The 16,058-nt window shown below is 56.0% G+C and carries 17 protein-coding genes and 1 pseudogene; 7 read left to right on the top strand and 11 right to left on the bottom strand.

What is annotated here, in order from left to right; genetic code table 11:
• The first annotated feature begins 170 nt into the window (after nt 1–170).
• Nucleotides 171–446, top strand: a complete 276-nt coding sequence (locus EKA13_RS27770; protein WP_176717391.1) for a hypothetical protein — start codon at nt 171–173, stop codon at nt 444–446.
• Nucleotides 447–1,070: 624 nt separating this feature from the next.
• Nucleotides 1,071–2,600, top strand: coding sequence for a GGDEF domain-containing protein (locus EKA13_RS03145; protein ID WP_065285126.1), 1,530 nt, complete (start codon nt 1,071–1,073; stop codon nt 2,598–2,600).
• 53 nt (nt 2,601–2,653) lie between these two features.
• Here the strand turns inward: EKA13_RS03145 and EKA13_RS03140 are convergent, their stop codons facing one another.
• The 5 genes from EKA13_RS03140 to EKA13_RS03120 are packed head-to-tail and all read right to left on the bottom strand — an operon-like array spanning nt 2,654 to nt 6,861.
• Nucleotides 2,654–3,886, bottom strand: coding sequence for a hypothetical protein (locus EKA13_RS03140; protein WP_019486171.1), 1,233 nt, complete (start codon nt 3,884–3,886; stop codon nt 2,654–2,656).
• Between the two features lie 13 nt (nt 3,887–3,899).
• Nucleotides 3,900–4,475, bottom strand: a complete 576-nt coding sequence (locus EKA13_RS03135) for a hypothetical protein (protein ID WP_065758074.1) — start codon at nt 4,473–4,475, stop codon at nt 3,900–3,902.
• Nucleotides 4,468–4,785, bottom strand: coding sequence for a hypothetical protein (locus EKA13_RS03130; RefSeq protein WP_019486169.1), 318 nt, complete (start codon nt 4,783–4,785; stop codon nt 4,468–4,470). The genes EKA13_RS03135 and EKA13_RS03130 overlap by 8 nt, the downstream gene beginning before the upstream one ends.
• Nucleotides 4,778–6,148, bottom strand: a complete 1,371-nt coding sequence (locus EKA13_RS03125; RefSeq protein ID WP_019486168.1) for a hypothetical protein — start codon at nt 6,146–6,148, stop codon at nt 4,778–4,780. The genes EKA13_RS03130 and EKA13_RS03125 overlap by 8 nt, the downstream gene beginning before the upstream one ends.
• Nucleotides 6,130–6,861 carry a helix-turn-helix domain-containing protein gene (locus tag EKA13_RS03120; RefSeq protein ID WP_010792884.1) on the bottom strand — a complete coding sequence of 244 codons (732 nt, stop codon included), beginning with the start codon at nt 6,859–6,861 and terminating at the stop codon, nt 6,130–6,132. The genes EKA13_RS03125 and EKA13_RS03120 overlap by 19 nt, the downstream gene beginning before the upstream one ends.
• A 448-nt stretch (nt 6,862–7,309) precedes the next feature.
• Here EKA13_RS03120 and EKA13_RS03115 point away from each other — a divergent pair, with 448 nt between their 5' ends.
• From EKA13_RS03115 to EKA13_RS03095, 4 genes are all read left to right on the top strand, one after another.
• Nucleotides 7,310–7,636, top strand: coding sequence for a hypothetical protein (locus EKA13_RS03115; protein WP_065285128.1), 327 nt, complete (start codon nt 7,310–7,312; stop codon nt 7,634–7,636).
• 1,184 nt (nt 7,637–8,820) lie between these two features.
• Nucleotides 8,821–9,834, top strand: a complete 1,014-nt coding sequence (locus EKA13_RS03105) for a hypothetical protein (RefSeq protein ID WP_010794288.1) — start codon at nt 8,821–8,823, stop codon at nt 9,832–9,834.
• A 15-nt stretch (nt 9,835–9,849) separates the two neighbouring features.
• Nucleotides 9,850–10,902, top strand: coding sequence for a ParM/StbA family protein (locus EKA13_RS03100; protein ID WP_010794287.1), 1,053 nt, complete (start codon nt 9,850–9,852; stop codon nt 10,900–10,902).
• A gap of 7 nt (nt 10,903–10,909) precedes the next feature.
• Nucleotides 10,910–11,485, top strand: a complete 576-nt coding sequence (locus tag EKA13_RS03095) for a hypothetical protein (RefSeq protein WP_019486166.1) — start codon at nt 10,910–10,912, stop codon at nt 11,483–11,485.
• Nucleotides 11,486–11,542: 57 nt separating this feature from the next.
• Here the strand turns inward: EKA13_RS03095 and EKA13_RS03090 are convergent, their stop codons facing one another.
• Genes EKA13_RS03090 through EKA13_RS03080 form a run of 3 tightly spaced genes read right to left on the bottom strand, consistent with a single transcriptional unit; the run spans nt 11,543 to nt 13,521 of the window.
• Complete coding sequence (locus EKA13_RS03090) at nt 11,543–11,980, bottom strand: hypothetical protein (protein ID WP_010794286.1); 438 nt, start codon at nt 11,978–11,980, stop codon at nt 11,543–11,545.
• A gap of 57 nt (nt 11,981–12,037) precedes the next feature.
• The gene (locus EKA13_RS03085) at nt 12,038–12,586 is read right to left on the bottom strand and encodes a hypothetical protein (RefSeq protein ID WP_019486165.1); all 549 of its coding nucleotides are present in this window, start codon (nt 12,584–12,586) and stop codon (nt 12,038–12,040) included.
• Entirely contained in the window at nt 12,583–13,521 is a 939-nt protein-coding gene (locus tag EKA13_RS03080; RefSeq protein WP_023111072.1) for a hypothetical protein, read from the bottom strand. The genes EKA13_RS03085 and EKA13_RS03080 overlap by 4 nt, the downstream gene beginning before the upstream one ends.
• A gap of 191 nt (nt 13,522–13,712) precedes the next feature.
• Between EKA13_RS03080 and EKA13_RS03075 the strand changes: the two are divergent.
• Nucleotides 13,713–13,931 (top strand): annotated as a pseudogene (locus tag EKA13_RS03075) (IS3 family transposase); the annotation flags it as partial.
• 98 nt (nt 13,932–14,029) lie between these two features.
• Here the strand turns inward: EKA13_RS03075 and EKA13_RS03070 are convergent.
• Genes EKA13_RS03070 through EKA13_RS03060 form a run of 3 tightly spaced genes read right to left on the bottom strand, consistent with a single transcriptional unit; the run spans nt 14,030 to nt 15,606 of the window.
• Complete coding sequence (locus tag EKA13_RS03070; RefSeq protein WP_125862910.1) at nt 14,030–14,449, bottom strand: hypothetical protein; 420 nt, start codon at nt 14,447–14,449, stop codon at nt 14,030–14,032.
• Nucleotides 14,415–14,669, bottom strand: coding sequence for a hypothetical protein (locus EKA13_RS03065; protein ID WP_065758073.1), 255 nt, complete (start codon nt 14,667–14,669; stop codon nt 14,415–14,417). Before EKA13_RS03065 ends, EKA13_RS03070 begins: the two co-directional genes overlap by 35 nt.
• A 10-nt stretch (nt 14,670–14,679) precedes the next feature.
• On the bottom strand, nt 14,680–15,606 hold the full coding sequence (locus EKA13_RS03060) for an LAPAL motif-containing putative phage structural protein (RefSeq protein WP_065285140.1): 927 nt from the start codon (nt 15,604–15,606) through the stop codon (nt 14,680–14,682).
• Between the last annotated feature and the right edge of the window lie 452 nt (nt 15,607–16,058).

Genomic DNA, 16,058 nt, shown 5'->3' with positions numbered 1-16,058 from the left:
AGATCAATTACCAAGCTTCCCTGCCAACGTTTCGCCCTGAATCTCCAATCAGCCGACTGGAGACGCCGGGTAATAGTCGCCTGGTGGTAAGACGGAAGGCTCTCCAGAACCGAAGCTAGGGTGCGAATTTGTGCGAATCGCCTCCTCCACGACTCACAAACGTGGTCGGTATGTTCCTGGTCTCGTCTCGCGATCCTGTCCAGATATTCGGTAACGGTAAGATTCCCGACCTGGACCTGCCAAAGCCATCCTTGTTGCTCCCTGGGGAGGTAGCTGGGGCTGGTAGCCACCAGAATCGGTATCAGGAGGTGGACGCACCTAGCCCGGTTCAGGTGTTCAACAAGGGCGCCCACGTCTACGGATTCAGCCAGGACCCAATCCGGCTCAAGACCTTGCATTTCGTCTTGAATCCGCAGGCACACCTTCTGGGTATCCTCAAGGCATGAAACCAGAAGCTCGGGGCCGAATGCGCCGGCCTCGAAGCTCAGCGGTAGTCGCGCGACCCGATGGGGGAGGGCAAGTGCCTGGGTGAGGGGAGAAGTCAGCTTCCGTCCACCTGAAAACAGACGTTCAAATCTGGCACCGAGGCGGGCCCGCAACCTCTTGTCAAAATCTCCAGCCTCATGTTGGATCTGCTTCACCCAGGGGGCCGCGGCGAAGCACTTATCAAAGGCCTCAAACTGCCGTTTGGTGTAGTTACCCTCACGTCCAGCTGGGATCAGAAACCAGCCAGCCTCTAGGGCACGTACTACGTCATTGGTTGCTTCGTCAGAATCCTTCCACATCCCTTTGAGGCGCAGCCGGGCGGTACGAAGGTGCATCGGGCAGACCAGTGCATCACGGTTGATTGGGTACATGCTGTTGTCTCCTATGTAGCCTCCATATTCCAGGGACGGGCGCTGTGCCAGAACCTGTCTCTGACCTTGAACAGCCCTCAGGACGGATTCCGACCTGCACCGCCGGGATGGTGTAGGGATTCGTCAGCAGAGGAAATTCCTTCCCACGCGAATTCGCGGGCAGCGGAAAAGGGGCACCCAAAGGACACTATTAGGGTGAGGAGATCCTCCCCAATGATCAGTTCTGTAAACCACGCTTTGCAAACAACCTGGTGGCTACAAGTGCGGCCGAGGCCAAGCCTTCGTCACCGCGATGCGTTTATCCAACTCCTAGCTTCCGCAACCCACATTCTGAGAGACGTCGATGGCAGCTATGTCACTGAAGTACAAGACGTCCTCACCGCAATCCGTAAGGCGCCCTCGTTGACTGAGGCCGTATTTTCTGAGGTCGATCGCATGATGGAAGAGCTTCAATCCGCAAGCCGGCGAGTGAATGACGCAGCCGCTGAAACGTCAGGGCCGGTGGCGCTATTCGTCCCTGGCTTTGGGGTCAGGGCGCAAGAGTTAGCTCGTGGCCTCCAAGGTATGGGGGCGAAGGTCATCACGCTCTGCCACCAGATCCCTTTCAACCCCGAAGATGAGGCCGGAATTCGCCGCTCCAGTATGCTCATCGTCGGTGACGGAGTGCTCAACGATCCAGAGGCCATCCCCTTCATCTCCAAGATCGTGATGACCTCTGAGTCTGATGCCCTGGTCGTGCTTGTCGTGGAGTCCTGCCCTCTGACATTCGAGCAGCGTCGGACAGCCACGGAGCTCGGACAAGTTCGTATCCTGGGACTCGATGATGACATCCGCAACTTGCGCTCCCTATTCCGGAGCCGAAATCGTGACATCGAGATCGAAGGGTATCGGGTGCTGCTTCTGGATGACTCCAGGACCGATGCCTACCTCGCCCGGAAATTCCTCACCGAGGAAGGCCTGATCGTTGAGCACATCCAGCATCCAAGCCAAGTGCTGGAAGCTCTATCCCGATTCCGACCTGATGTTTTGGTGACTGACTTCCACATGCCGGAGGCAAACGGGGACGTCGTTGCCTCGATCATCAGGCAGGACAGGGACGCCACCATTCCCATTATTTTCCTGAGCCGGGAGTCCAACGCCGAGAAGCAACTGCTCGCCTTGTCCCGAGGGGCGGACGGCTTCGTCCAGAAACCTCTGAAGCGAGGAGCCTTCATCAAGGCGTTGAAGTCGATAATCAGCAGGTCCAAGGGATTGGAGTCCAGGATGAGAAGAGACCCCCTGACGAACCTCCTGAATCACGGCCAATTTATGGCGTCCGCCGCGACTGTTCTTGCCGAAGGCCCGCCAAGTTCGTTGGTTCTGATCGACATCGATCATTTCAAGTCGGTCAACGATACCTTTGGCCATCCAGTGGGGGATAGGGTGCTGGTTGGCCTGGCCGAGGTGCTCACCGATTCGCTGCGGACTGATGACTATGTCGGGCGGCTTGGGGGAGAGGAATTCGGCATTGTCATGGTAGGTGCCAATCCAAGCCAGGCGAAAATGGTTGTGGATCGGCTGCGGTCCATCTTTACCGCGATTCAGTTCCAGTCCGAAGATGGGACCTCGTTCAGTTGCTCGTTCAGTGCCGGTGTTGCGATTCTGAATGTAAGCGTGAAGGAAGCGCACCGTGCCGCCGATGAAGCGCTCTACAGTGCGAAACGGAGTGGGCGAGATCGTGTTGAGATCGCCTTGCTTGGATAACTTATCCGCAAAATGAAAGCCCCGCACTCTGCGGGGCTTTTGGTTTCCAGTCTTCAGGCCTGGAGTGTGGTGTTGCGCGGCTGAAACTCCCGCACATTGTCCGGTCGGGTGCTTGGCGGTTGTTCGTCCAGGGACGATGTTTGGGAGTGATCATCCTCTTCCACAGGTTCGGCCTCATGAACGAGCCCGAGCAGCGCGCGCTCCATCATCTCGTCGGTATCGAACTCCGCTATGGGGAAATCAAGCGGCATCTCGACCTTCTCGAGCAGGTGTTTGATGTCGCCATGGGTAAGGCAAGGCTGAATACGCATCAAGCGTACGAGTTGGATAATCGCCTCTTTGTTCATCTCAACGGCAGCCATGCACCGCGACCATACGTTCTTGCGGATCATCGCCAGGCGTGAAGCCTTCAGCGTTGCTTCGGCATCATTTGCTGGCCTGTAGAACGCATGGCGGCCATCGCCCAACATCAAGAACTTCGAAGCAAGGTCGTCGAACGACTGCAGGTCATCGAATGCTGCTTCGCTTGCGGTGCCGCGGATGACCTGCTCTGCTGCGCTACCAATCAGAAGCATGTGCATGCGCCAATTGATGAATTGGCCAGTAGCAATCAGGTTCATGTCCGAAAAGATCTTGGCGGTACGGGCATTGAGATCCAGGTCTGCGTAGAAACTGCCATCGATCAGGCAGTTGCTGCCTTTGTAAGCGATGATCCGTGCGGCTTGGTGTATGGCCAAGCGTGTTGTATCAGCCATTGTCACCTGAAAGGCCGGCCGTTGGGCTGGCGTCTGCGCGAACGTTTCAGGGAGAGCAAGTGCTTTAGACATCCCGGAAATCGGGTCGGTGGTTTCAGGCTTGACCTCCTTCTTGGAGGACGTAGCCCAATAGGCGCCACCCAGCAGAGCAGCAACCAGGAGGGCAGAGATGCTGTAACCCAGGTTGTCTGTCACCGCTCTGTAAATGCCAGCTGCGCCTACGTAGGTTGCCAGTCCTGCGGATGCTGTTGCCCAAACGAAGTGAAGGCCGCGAGCGAAACCATCGCTCATAGACTTCCCCAGCTTCCCGGGATCGGCTTTAACAATCGCCGACACCAGGAAAGCGAAAGCAATCACGATGGAGAGGACGATGGCAGCCGTCGTTGCCGTCTCTACGAGATCACTCGGTCTGTCCTTATAAGTGAACACGGCCAGTACATACAGACCAACTACCAGGCACGACAAAAAGAACGGAGGTACCCAACCCGGCAGAAGCCGGGTTGCCTCCTTTAAATTGCTGAGACTGCTCATCATCCCTCCTTTCTTATGCCTGGGCTTCAGCGGCTGCTTCCGGAGCTGGAGTAGCTTCCTTTACCGCTGGCGCAGTAGGTTTCTGTGGCTTGGAAGCCGCGCCCGCTGGCTGTTGAGCTTTGCCATTGGTTTTTTGGCCGGCGGCGTTCTTCTGTTGCTGGCCCTGAGGTTTGGCGTTGCTGCCTTGCCTCTGCTGACCGGTCTGAGTTGCCTTAGCGTTGCCCTGGGCTTGAGTTTGTTGCTCTCCGCCCTTTTTCGCTTTCTGCAGGACAGGTTTAGGGGCTTGCTTCGATTGGCCAGACTGTTGCGCGGATCGAGCGGACTGCCCGCCGCCGTTCCGGTTGAGGTTCAGGTCCTTGTTCACCTCTCGCATTTCGGCATCGAATGCGTTCAAGGCGCGCTCGAATCGGTCGGCAGCCTCATTTGCACGGCGCCGAGTCTCAGGTGAGCCGGCCATTTTCATCTGGAGGATCGTGGTATCAACGCGGGAGGCTTGGATTGCCATACCCACCAGGGTTGCAGATCGTTCGCCAGTGATCCGAACCTCTTTAGTCGGGTGTAGAGCTTCATTGCTGCGTTCATCAGCCATTGTTGTCACCTTGGTTGCTTGGGCCAAAAGACCGGAGCCAGGTCCAGTGCGCTGTGCGCTGGACGCAGGAGTTGAAGAATTCCTCAAGGTCGCGTGAGTGCTTGAGATATGAGGCGGTGTCGTCAGGCACCAAGGCGCCCCACACATCAACCCAGAAGAGATGGGCAGCCTTGTGGGGCAGGTAGCAGACCTCGATGTGTCGATACTCCGGCGTACGGAGGTAGATCTTGCCGATGTAAAGGATCAGCGTGACCGAGAGGATCAACGTGAGGATCTGACGAACAGGGCTGCTTGCTTTTCCTTCAGCCATTGACGGTTTCCTGTGTGAGCGTGATGCGGAAGCCTGTGCGCTTGAGGACCAAGGCAAGAGCCTCGTCGAGATCAAAGCCACCATCGACCAGTGAGGAGAGGAGGCGCACCGAGGCGACGTCCTTAGGTTCACTGACTCCTAAGGTTTGGCTCCAGTCCTTCCAGTGCTTTGTTGAAACTGGGGTAAGCATGGGAACGATCGCGTGGATCTTTCGAATGCCGGAAATGTTCGGGGGAGATTCCGATGCATAGGTGTGGCACATGCGAGCCAGGAACTCGCCTGCGTTCATCCTGGCCGCAATGAGCTTCTCGAACTCGGCGGTGCGTCCAGCTTTTCGGAGTGCATCAGGGTCATCCATGCCTTGGCCCAGCGGGACAATGGCCGTGACGATGCCTGCAGGTTCGCAGTTTCTGATCGAGACGATCCCGCCTTCATACCCCGCGATGTCGCCGTCCACCATATGTGCCACCTCGGTGACACCTTCACCTGCGAGGAAGGCCGCCTGACCAGCATTGATGGAAGCCTGCCCAATAGCGGTACCCCAGAACCCCATGAACTGGATCGACCAGCCATCGAAAGTACCCTCAACAGCAATTAGGGGGCCGGGCTTCCTCATGCTGAACAGATACGGGGTGTCCTTCTTGAGCGAGTCGGCGAACATATACTTCTTGTTCCATCGATCGCCTTTGCCGGAAGGCAGGCGTCCCCAGAGACGAACGTCCCCATCAGGATGCGGCCAGTAACCGATGACACGATTGTTCATCGTCCGCCGGTACTTCGAAGGGTTGTTCTCCTCGACCAAGATGTATCCCTTGGCGATGGCTACTTCCCGGGAGATACCGCGCTCCTCGAGTAAAGCCAGAACCTCTTCGGGGGACGAATAGACGCCAAGTCGCATCGTCGCCATCTGCTCATCGTTGTAACCACGATCCGTCTGCAGCTGCTGAAGAAGGTCCGGGTACTTGCGGGCCAGGATTTGGGTCGCTTGGATAATGGCGCGCCCTGGGGAGAGGGGGGCAGGGGAGCCATTGATACGACCTTCAGGATTTTTGTTCGAAGGGGGGTCAACTCGGGCAAGCTCGCATAGGCGCTCTACGATCTCCTTCCTCGAGTAGCCCGATTTCTCCATCACGTCCCACAGCGACGTCGATTCGCCACAGTTCTTCTTGCGCGGACAATGGATCAAGTGGGTTCCAGGATGATGGAAGGCCTCATGCATTCCGCAGGCCGGGCAGAGCATCCGGTATGTCCCTGAGGTCTGAAGCTTCGTCGGCTTCAGGTGGTCGAGCAAGCCTGACGAGACTGCATCTATTTCGGGATACACCTTTTCATGGAGGAATTCGGTTATTGACTGGCGCTGCATTCGGCTGCTCCTGTCGAAACCGCTCGGATGAATTCCTTCGAGGCGCCGGCCTCACTGGCGATCTCAGCTAGCTTCCGCTTCAGGCCGCGACGTACCTTCCATGTCTGCTTTCTTGAGATCTTCAGTATCTCAGCAATCGCGCCGGACTCCTGATTCTCAATAACAGCCAGCCTCAGGATGTGGTGCTCACGGGCAGAAAGAAGGTGGCGGATCTGTTCGATGTATTGGTGGCAGGTTTGGCCGGTCTCGTCCGGTAGAAGGACCCCATCAGCCAGGAACTGAGGTGCGTATTCCAACGCCTCAGAAAACTGTGCAGACGCGAGCATGTAGTCGGACTGAAGAGAATGGGAGCGAGGACCAAGTTCGGTTACCAGGTCACCCATATTGATAGCCGAGCTGCCAGGAACTTCAGCAAGCACATCCCCGCGTCCGTCCCAACGTATGTAGTTGAGAGCCGCGCCGATGATATGGGCAGCACGTTGATGAGGCTCGACATCTTGATAAAGCTCGATCGCGGAAGCGACGGCCTTGTAGAGCCCGATCTGAAGGATGGACAGGATCTCGTCGTCCGTCAGGCTGACGCGCAGCTTTGAACGAACCTCAGCGATCCACTGTGGTCTTGACTCGGGATGGCAGACGACTTCCCACGGATCGAGCTGCGCGAACTCCTCGCGTGACAATCCCGTCAGCCAATTATTGCGCTGTGAGCGCATGGCCCCTCCTCCGGCAAGAACAGCCGGTCCTAAGCGTCGCGGTGTCGGAAGCCGACACCGCAACAATCTCCAATCGGCTGATTGCCAATTGGCCCCCCCCTCAAACAGTGAGTGCAGCTTTTTCAGCTGTCACTGCACCAACTCCAGTGGCCATCCGCAGATTGTCCGCTGGTAGTTCGCGGCGATTTTATGGGGCAAGAAAAGGACAGGCAACCCAAAAAAGGTGGCTGAAATCCCGCGAAATAGGCGGGTCCGAGGCCGATTTGGTGACATGCGCGCCTAGTTTGTGTGGGCTGGGTCAAAGCCATGGTATGGCGCAACGCCAGTATTCATCAGGGTTTTGGCGCCTGAAAACCGTCAGCGCGTGACACGTTGGTTTTAGCTGCTGGCTGGAAATTGCACCGATCGTCGTTAAGGTCGGGAATGTGTAAATGGGAGTACAAAACTGATGATCGGTGTACACAGCGATGCAATGAAGGCTGTAGCGGGGCATCACGCCTTCGGCGCGCAGAGAGTGAGGGGTTGGTTGGTGGAAAGCGTGGACGGTGTCCCGTCAATAATCGCTCTGGTCTATCAGGACAATGGCGACGTGTGCGCAGAGGTGGTCTGGATGGACCACTCCCATGCAGCAGATCTCGACCTCATTGTTGCTTATCTGAATGAAAGAGCTGGCGGGGGAGAGCACCTGGTTGGTGCCCTTCGCAACATCTACTGCGGTGCGCGGCCAATTGATGCTGGTACGAAACTGGGTTTTAACGGCAGCACTAAGCACTGAGTGAGCCCTTGGTCTGCTTCCTATATAGAGGGGAGCTTGGGCGCTACCCTGATGACAGCGCCAAGTCCACAAGAACGTCCCCCTTACCAGGCTGCTCAGCAGGGCAGGCAGCAATCCTTCTGCGCCGGTTAACCGAACAAGCCATCGTGCCAGCGCTCGCCTTGGCATCAAGACCTTGGCCATCCTCAATGGGCTACACGAAGTAGCCCACTGCGTGCGCCCGTAAGCGGCATCAGGCCTTCCCTTGCAGTACGACGGCAATCCCGAGGTCGTAACACAGATCAGTGACCACCGCGGCGGCGGGAGTCAGCACCCGCTGAAATGGGAGGACCACCGCGGCTGGTTTAACCCTCTGGATCTCATTGAGGACCTCGATCAACTGCTCTGTCCTGGTTCCAGATGCTGGCCGGTACTCCCTTAAGTGGACGTCTTTCAATAGCGGCATGGTTGTCACGTCACCGCCAAGTCCAATCCCGTCAACAACGCACGTGATGTATAGGGCAATGGCTTTCTGCGTATCTAAGCCAGCTCGGTAGTTATCGAGCGTGCTTCGGTACCAATAGGGCCTGCCACTGCCTGACACCTCGTCAGGAGGGAGAACGGTGTTGCGCAGTTTCCGCATGGTGGGCCGAGAAATGTGGAGGTGGTTAGCAGCCTGGACGGTGGAGAGTCGTTCCATATTGGGGAAATTGGGCAAGTGCCTTGAAGAAGCAAAATCCTAAGAAATCCGTACTATTACATTAGACGGGGTTTTAACCAAAAATAGGGGAACGCAGTCGGCCCGCGTCCTGCCGTTTCAATGGTGAATTGCTTGCCTAATTTACCCAAAAAACCTACTGAAGAGGTCATTTTGCGAAATTCTGGCTCTCGAAGGCGTTCGTGTGGGGCAATAAATGTCGTAATGGGGCGGGATAAGGGATTTAAGGGCCGGTGTTTGCCTGGAGATGCCTAGAAAGGACGGCTAAGGGCATTTATGGGTGATTTTCAGACTCATTGCGGCAACGGAATTTAGATCGGATTCCGGGCGTAAAAGGGCGTGAAATGGGCCTTACGGGGCGATATGGGGGAGTTCTAGGGCGGGAAAAGGATGGTTGCGCCGGTTAAGGCCGATTAGAGGCGAATAAGGGGAGAAGAAAATGCCCAGAATTTCCGAAAATTACAGAAAACATTCAGTAGGGTGACTTTTGAAGAAGGAAATCCGTGATGCCCTGGCTAAAGGGTATGTTGATGAGTACGAGCACTCGGTAAGGCGCCGGTCAGAGACATTTCTGGCGCTCCTCAATTCCCTGCGTACCGCAGCCCGGTCTGCTACCGAAAAGCTCATGCAGCTTGAAATCGCTCTTTCACGTTTTCCAATTGAGCAAGACGGGAGAACCATCTCCACATTCTGGAAATGGAGAGCCTCCCGAAAATCGTCTGGCTCTCTCCGGCTCTACCTTAAGTGCAACGAGCGGATTGAGGGGCGACTGCAGAGCTACCGAAAGGCCATCCTTCCTGATGCCGAGCCTGACGTAATCGATCTGCTAACTTCGCTCCTGGGGAAACGGCTTACCACTGAATTTCTCAACGACCTGGGTGACCTTCTCCACTTTTCAGAACGTGTGAGTCGATGGGCGCATACGTTGGGAATGCCTCTAGACATCGACGTCGTTCGCTTTGGCTCGGTGATCAGCGCTTGGGTTGGTGCGATTGAACGGCTGGGGGGCAGCGCTCCAATGAAGCTTGAAACCTTGATTGGCCGTTTCGAGTTGGTCGACTCAGAACTTCAGGAGGCCTTAATCGAGTTCAACCAGGCTAGGCAGCCTGTACGATATAGGTCGATCATCTGCCGCCAGGATGTCGATCAAAGTGATCCGCTGGGCCCATCGCAGCCGATCTTCAGGGTGGTCAGAATTTTTAATCGGGTCACTGGGGCCCGGAAAACTGAGCCGATCGAAGAGTTCAAGCGGAGCATGCTCCGCGCGGAGATGAAAGCGAGCTTGGCTAAAGAGTTGGGTCGAAACCCGACACCTGGTGAGGTAGCTGAAGCAATAGGGCGTCAGAAGAGGAGGCCGCCGACGCAGTGGATCACGAGTGATGTCATCTCTCACTGCTACCTGGGTAAGCATTCAGGCAGCATCCTTAGGCAACAAAAAACTATCGCAGCGTCTATGGATGAATGGCTCGCACTACGCGGCCTTTTCCAAGCGTTGCTTTGACCATGAGGGGATTTAATGTCTATGAAGCTTGAGCAATTGGTTGCCATAGATCTGGGCAACGGCTCGACGAGCTACAAGGCCGGTAACGGTGCCAGCGGGGAATATCCATCCTTGGTTGCACCCTATGCCGGCAGCAGTCTTGGTGGAGCCCTCAGTCGGGAAGTCTTCACCACGAAGAACGGTCGTCGCTACCTGGTGGGTGATGATTGCAGGGAAGAGGGTGCGCGCTCTCGTAGCACAGACTCGAGCTTCTACAAATCCGACGAGATTCGAGTGCTCTTTCTGAAGGTGCTGAAGGATGCGAATATCAAGAACCCGGTCATCGCTACAGGATTGCCGACCGAATTCTTCGCCACCCACGCGGCTGAGTTCGAGGCCGATCTGAAAAAGTGGGCACGAGAAGACGGCTACCATCCAGAGCTGGTCAAGATCCTTCCCCAGTTCGCTGGCCCATGGTTCGATCCAGAGCTCGAGGACGAAGAGGGTAACCCGCTTGATCCCAACGAAATGGTCAAAGGTAAGTACGGCATCATCGATATCGGCTACGGCACGATCGACGGTGGGCAGTTCAATAATGGTCGTGTCAGTGATATCCGATACGGCGAATCCAGTGGCGTCTCTGACATCCACAAAGCGATCTACACCTCTCTGAGTAACCCTGAGCAGTTGAACGAGCTCATCACGAAGAAGGGAGCGAAGCTTCCGAAAAACTTCGCATTAGACAACCAGATCAACGAGTACACGATGGATGTCTGGCTGAGGGAAGGCCACTTCATCTGGCGTGGAACCAAGATCGATATGGAACCGATCAGCTTTCCCGCGCGCCAGGCTTTCACCGATCAGACCATTCCTCGCTTCATCAAGCAGTTGTGGGGCTCAACTGATTTCCTGAAAGGGATGGTAGCCGCCGGCGGTGGAACTACCGTTCTTGGCCGCCCTCTCTTGAAGCGCCACATCACCTGCCCGATCTACAGCGCAAAAGACCCTGACAAGTCGATTGTCCGCGGGTACTACCGCTTCATGGTCAGTCAGTATTTCAAAGAGCATGCTTTGATCCGCCAGGGGTAACGCACAGATGAGCAAAGTCGTGATCCGAGCGGAGCTCATCCCAGGCCACCACGATGCGTTGATCGAAGCCCTGGGCCAACATGGGCCCAGAGCCGGAAATCAGATGGTGTTCAGCATTTCAGCGGCCTGCCAGAAACAGTGGCCTGTCACGTTGAGTGACTTCACCCCGCCGGCGCATTCTGACGAGCGCGCAGTCGAGGTGAAGATGACTCTGAGAGAGGATTACTACCCCGAACTCTTCCGCCTCTACAAAGGCTTGGGGCATGGCAATCGACAAACTGTCTTCCTCAACATGCTTAACCGCCACGTGTCGTTGAGCTTTGGTGCTCCAGAAGCGGTGATGCAGGCAATGACAGATTATGCTCTTGCCAGATCGTGCCCCGAATCTACACGGACGGTGCTGAGTCAAGATGCTGCCGCTGGGGTGGCTGAGCCGTCCGGAAATCCCAGGCCTGATGAGCCAGTGGGGCATGCGAACTCGGTCGCCAGCGCGATCTCGGCTGCTCCACAAGACGTGACGCCTGAACCTCCGGCTCCTTTATTCGTCCCTGACCCCATGGCATCAGTGGACATAGGCCTCTGAGAATGGGCAATAAAAAAGGCTATCTGGAGCTCCCGATAGCCTTTTTTTGATCTGAAATTACTCGGGCAGGTGAACCCAGAAAAGGCCGTCAGCTCGAGCAGAGAGCTTGATCTTCGGACGCTCTTTTGCAAACCAGCGAAGGGCGTACTTAAAGAAGCCAGCGTTGTCCGCGGAGATCGGGGGATTCGTGCCGGCGATCGAGGTGATGGCAACGTCGACGAGCAGGGTGTCCCTATCGCGAAGGTGAACCTCGTATGTGACAGTCTCACGCGGTCGAGCGACGGCCGTAGAGCCAACCAGGTCCATGAAGTCCTGCAGGCGTAGAGCTTCGAAATACGCACCCTGGCCCAAAGTGTTGGCCAGGCGTTTAACAAACGCATTCTTGGTCGTAGGCCATTCCGAGAGCATTTCGTTCACCGAAAATGCATCGTCTTGCTGAAGGTAGCTGGTGTCCGTATCGAAATCGAAGTCGTTGTTCATCTGAATGCTGCGCATTGGATTCACCAAAAAAATTCAGGTGTTGGGCTGGTGGCACACGTTCGGACCCGTAACCTAAGCAGAACGAACCAGTGCTTTCCGGTACACCTTCATGTTTGAAAACCAGCCATCTGCGACCTTCACGACCTCCCCAACGCAAATCTCGCCGGCGCGGGCCTGATGAAGATTCTCGTTGTAGTTACCACTCACAGGGATTGGGTGGATACCGTGGATCGCAAGAGTCTCTCTTACCGCCTTGGCCGACTCTTCATCCAACCCAGGCAGCATGTCGATAGCCTGAATTATCGATTCATCAGACTCGTCCGTTTCTACCTGAGGTGCGAACGGCATGAGGATCTGTTCAATCGAATTTCGTGGGTACGCACGGCCGACCTCTGGCAGCAGAGGAGCAACCTTCGTGACACGGGACATTACCGTTTCAGGCGTGATCGACCAGGGGCGTGGGGCAATCACTTCAGCCGCCGGAGTCACCAACTCAACGGCGTAGGGGATCAGCGTAAGTGGAGAACCTACGGCCGCGCGGCGAATCAGGTTCCCAGCCATGTCAAGGACATAGCAGGGAACCGACTCTTCGTTGATTTGAAAGTGAAGCGATCCAATCATCCCGAAATGTCCTCAAGGATCTTGGCGATATCCTGGATCGCCTTGTCTTCCATGCTGGTGCCAAAGTATGCATGGTTGGGGAAGGTGGTGTACTGGGCTGGGCGAGCCCCGGTCAATGAGACTGTCTTCGGGTCCACGTCCATTTCCTCCACTACAGCGCGAAGAATGGTATGTGGGGTTGCGGCGTTACCGGTTTGAGGAAGCCAAGCGCGTACGACTTCATTGTCGGGGTTGACCAGAAAGACCATCGTTGGCCACCAGTCGTAGAACGCCGACGATTCGTCTGCACCAAATCCCTGTGCCAGCATCGTACGTTGATTCATCTGGCCCCACTCGTTGTCAGGGAAGTAGCTGTAAGGAGCGAGCCACTCTTTGAACGATACCTTACCGCGCTCTTTCAGCCGTAGGGCCGGCGAGTAGTAGTAGTGGTCGACACACTCCCGGAATCCAGTACCACATTCGTCTCCGAAGAATGTCATCCCAACGCCATGGTCACGTTGAGCTGTTCGTACAGTGGACATAGGCATCTGGCCATACGACAGATAATTGATGGACACCGGAAGCCCTGCATTTTTTAGGAGCAGCTTCAGATCCCACATAGCCCGTCCTTCACGGCGAGCTCGTACATGGCTTTGCTCGGCTTGGCCGGCATTATTAAGCTGTGCCTTTGCATCGGAGTAGGTGTTGGAAGCAACCCAAACTGTCCACCCTTCCGATTCCCAGTCCTTGGTTCGTTTGGCGCGGAATTCATAGCCATACGTAGCCTTTTTGTTTGGACTGTTCACTATCTCGTAGACGGTTGAGTTAGGCATTTTCCAGTCTGGGTGCCCATCCACCTGGCCTGTGGAGGCAACCCCGGCCGCATTGTTCTCGACTTCCCCATTCCCGCATGCGCTTACCAGAAGGCATGCCAGCAACATCATTTTTCCCTTCATCGTTCATTCTCCATCTTCGGATGGCGATCGTTATACCGCCCGGTGTTCGGATTTCAAGCAAAACCGGATAGGTGAACTATCGCTTGGGGAAGGGTGAACTATTGCGAGTGCTTTTGCATGCGATGGTGGCTGAGGCCGGGCGTGACCTGGCTTTGGAGTCGACGTTCTATCGTGCCCTGCATGCGGCCGACCAGCACCGGCACAGCCGCATCGGTTTTGTGCCCCCTGCAGAACGCCATCGGGGCGAGGATCAGCGCGTATTGGCTCGCCGCCAGGCGCTGTACCAGGAGGCCCGTAACCGGATACCGACGCGCTGGTCAGGCAACACATGCAACTGGACGCTCGCTGGAGCAGTGACACTCAATCCCGAGCGGGTGCAGGAACCACAGTCGCTGAAAGGGGCTGCCTGAAACACGGTCTGCGCAACAGCTATCTTGAAAAACGCCGCAGCGAAGATCTCAAAGACCCACTTTCCGGTAAACCTAGTTCATAGCCGAGCTTTTCTGGGTCAACCGCCCAACTTATTCAGATCCACCGTTCCATTCGCAATGTCCCGCTCGGCGCTCGCACGCTTTTCAAGGGCCGCCTCCAGTTGGTTCTGCCAGCGCTTTCTGGCCTCATCGGAGATGCCATTATGGCTCATCGCCTTAGTGATGTGCGCGATCTCCCGCCCAAGCATGGCGTCATACTTGACGTACTCCAGCGAGTGGCCATACCGGGAGAACAGCCATACGATCCCACTTGCAACCAGTGCCACAACCACGCTGCTTGCTGAGAACCAAATGCTCTGCCACTCACCGTCCACCAGCTTCGCGATGCAGGCATTACTGAAGGTGCCCAAACCACCATACCAAAACGCCATCGTACCGATCTGAGCAGCCGACTTCCCTTTCTCAGCCATGACTTCCCTTTCCAGCACGGCGATCATCAATCGCCATCAGCTTCTCAATGAGTGAGTCCGTAGCCGTGACGGTGGTCTCACGCACCTGCCCATCAGTACCCTTGACTCGGATGACAATCGTTCCTGTGCGAACGTAGCGGGCCATCAGCCAGCGCACGATTAGGCTACCCAGCTTCCAGAAGCCAGGCAGCAGAAACAGGAATGACCCGATGATCAGCAGGTTCAGAATCTGTTCCGTCTGCAGCATAACCATCACCTCAAGTCAGGCGGCGATCCTTGCCGGCAAAGTGGCGATCAACGGACTTGATTACACGCTTGTAGTCAGAGCGGCTCGCACTGGAGCTCTTGATCTCTTCAAGCGTCACCTCAAACAGGTCACCTTTCAAAAACGCCTGCTGCTTACCCTGTACCTTCTTGAGAAAGGCGTCATCTGCCATCTCGACAGCGTAATCATCGTCCCCAGCTCCAATGACCGCGCGCCACCCTTTGTGGCTATCGAAGTTCACCTGGGTGAAACACACAGTCGCTTTCTCGGTCTTGCTCTCCACTTCCTTCAGACTTGCAACAGGTACAGTGCTGTACTGATGAGCATCCTCTTCCTTGACCATAACCAAAACCTCGGCCTTCGTCTCATCCACTGGGTCAGTCTTCAGAACCTTGAACACCCCACCCTCAGCACCGCTGATCGGCACCTGAATGACGGCATGCAGTGCATCCCGGGCTTTCTTGTCAGTGGCCAGCCGAGCAACAGCCTTGGAGCACTCGATAACTTCGACCTGCTGCCCTTGCTCAGACTGTACCGAGATCTTTGCGGTTCCTGTCGTCTCATCGATGTCAACCTGAGTCACCTTCCGCGACTTCATCTGACGCACTACTTCCATCAGGCCGCCACCGGCTGTAGCGCCACCCGCAACGAAACCGAGCGTTTTCAGAAGCGTCAGTGGCTCCAGGCTGGCAGCCATCAGGATGAACTCAACGACCAGCGACCCTTCCTTCGGCGCTGCAGCTACCGAAACCTCGATCTTCGAGCCCTTGCCGAGTTGGCTGTTTGCAGCGTTCAGCAGGTCATGCACGGCGAGAATCGCCTGGCCGAGGGTCTTGGCGTCCATCACATGACGGCTCAGATCGCCCTCTTTGTCGTCATAAGAAATGGAAAATGCTTCCTTGTATACTTTCTCTTCCATAGCACGCCCGAGCCAGAAAAAATCATGGCCAGGGTCAAGGCCCCGGCCATCTCAATGTAGGCGGAATCCGCCTACCACGTCTGGCGAATTTTCCCACAACTCTCCGTGTTTGACAGCCACAATTCGGCTAGCAGTTGCTAACGGCTAACGCCCCCGCCCCATACCTCACACGCTGAAGCGAACCGAAGGTACGAACGAACGGGATAGGTGAGCTATTGCCCTGCTGAGGAAGGGGCGAGAGAACCCACCAGCAGCGATGGATCGCGATGCCCATATCTACTGCTGGTGGTATGAGGTCTGTGATGGACGGGCAGTCGTGGCCTGTAAGCAAGAAAACGACCGTTTTCTTTACGCTCTCGGCACCACCTCAAAACCTGTCATTTTCAGAAGACGACTGCACCAGTTGATTGGGCGTAATGGCTGTTGTGCAGCCAGCTCCTGACAGTTCAATA

Source organism: Pseudomonas defluvii (assembly GCF_001695625.1).
GTDB classification, from domain to species: Bacteria; Pseudomonadota; Gammaproteobacteria; order Pseudomonadales; family Pseudomonadaceae; genus Aquipseudomonas; species Aquipseudomonas defluvii.
This window is presented reverse-complemented; position numbering and strand designations above follow the sequence as displayed.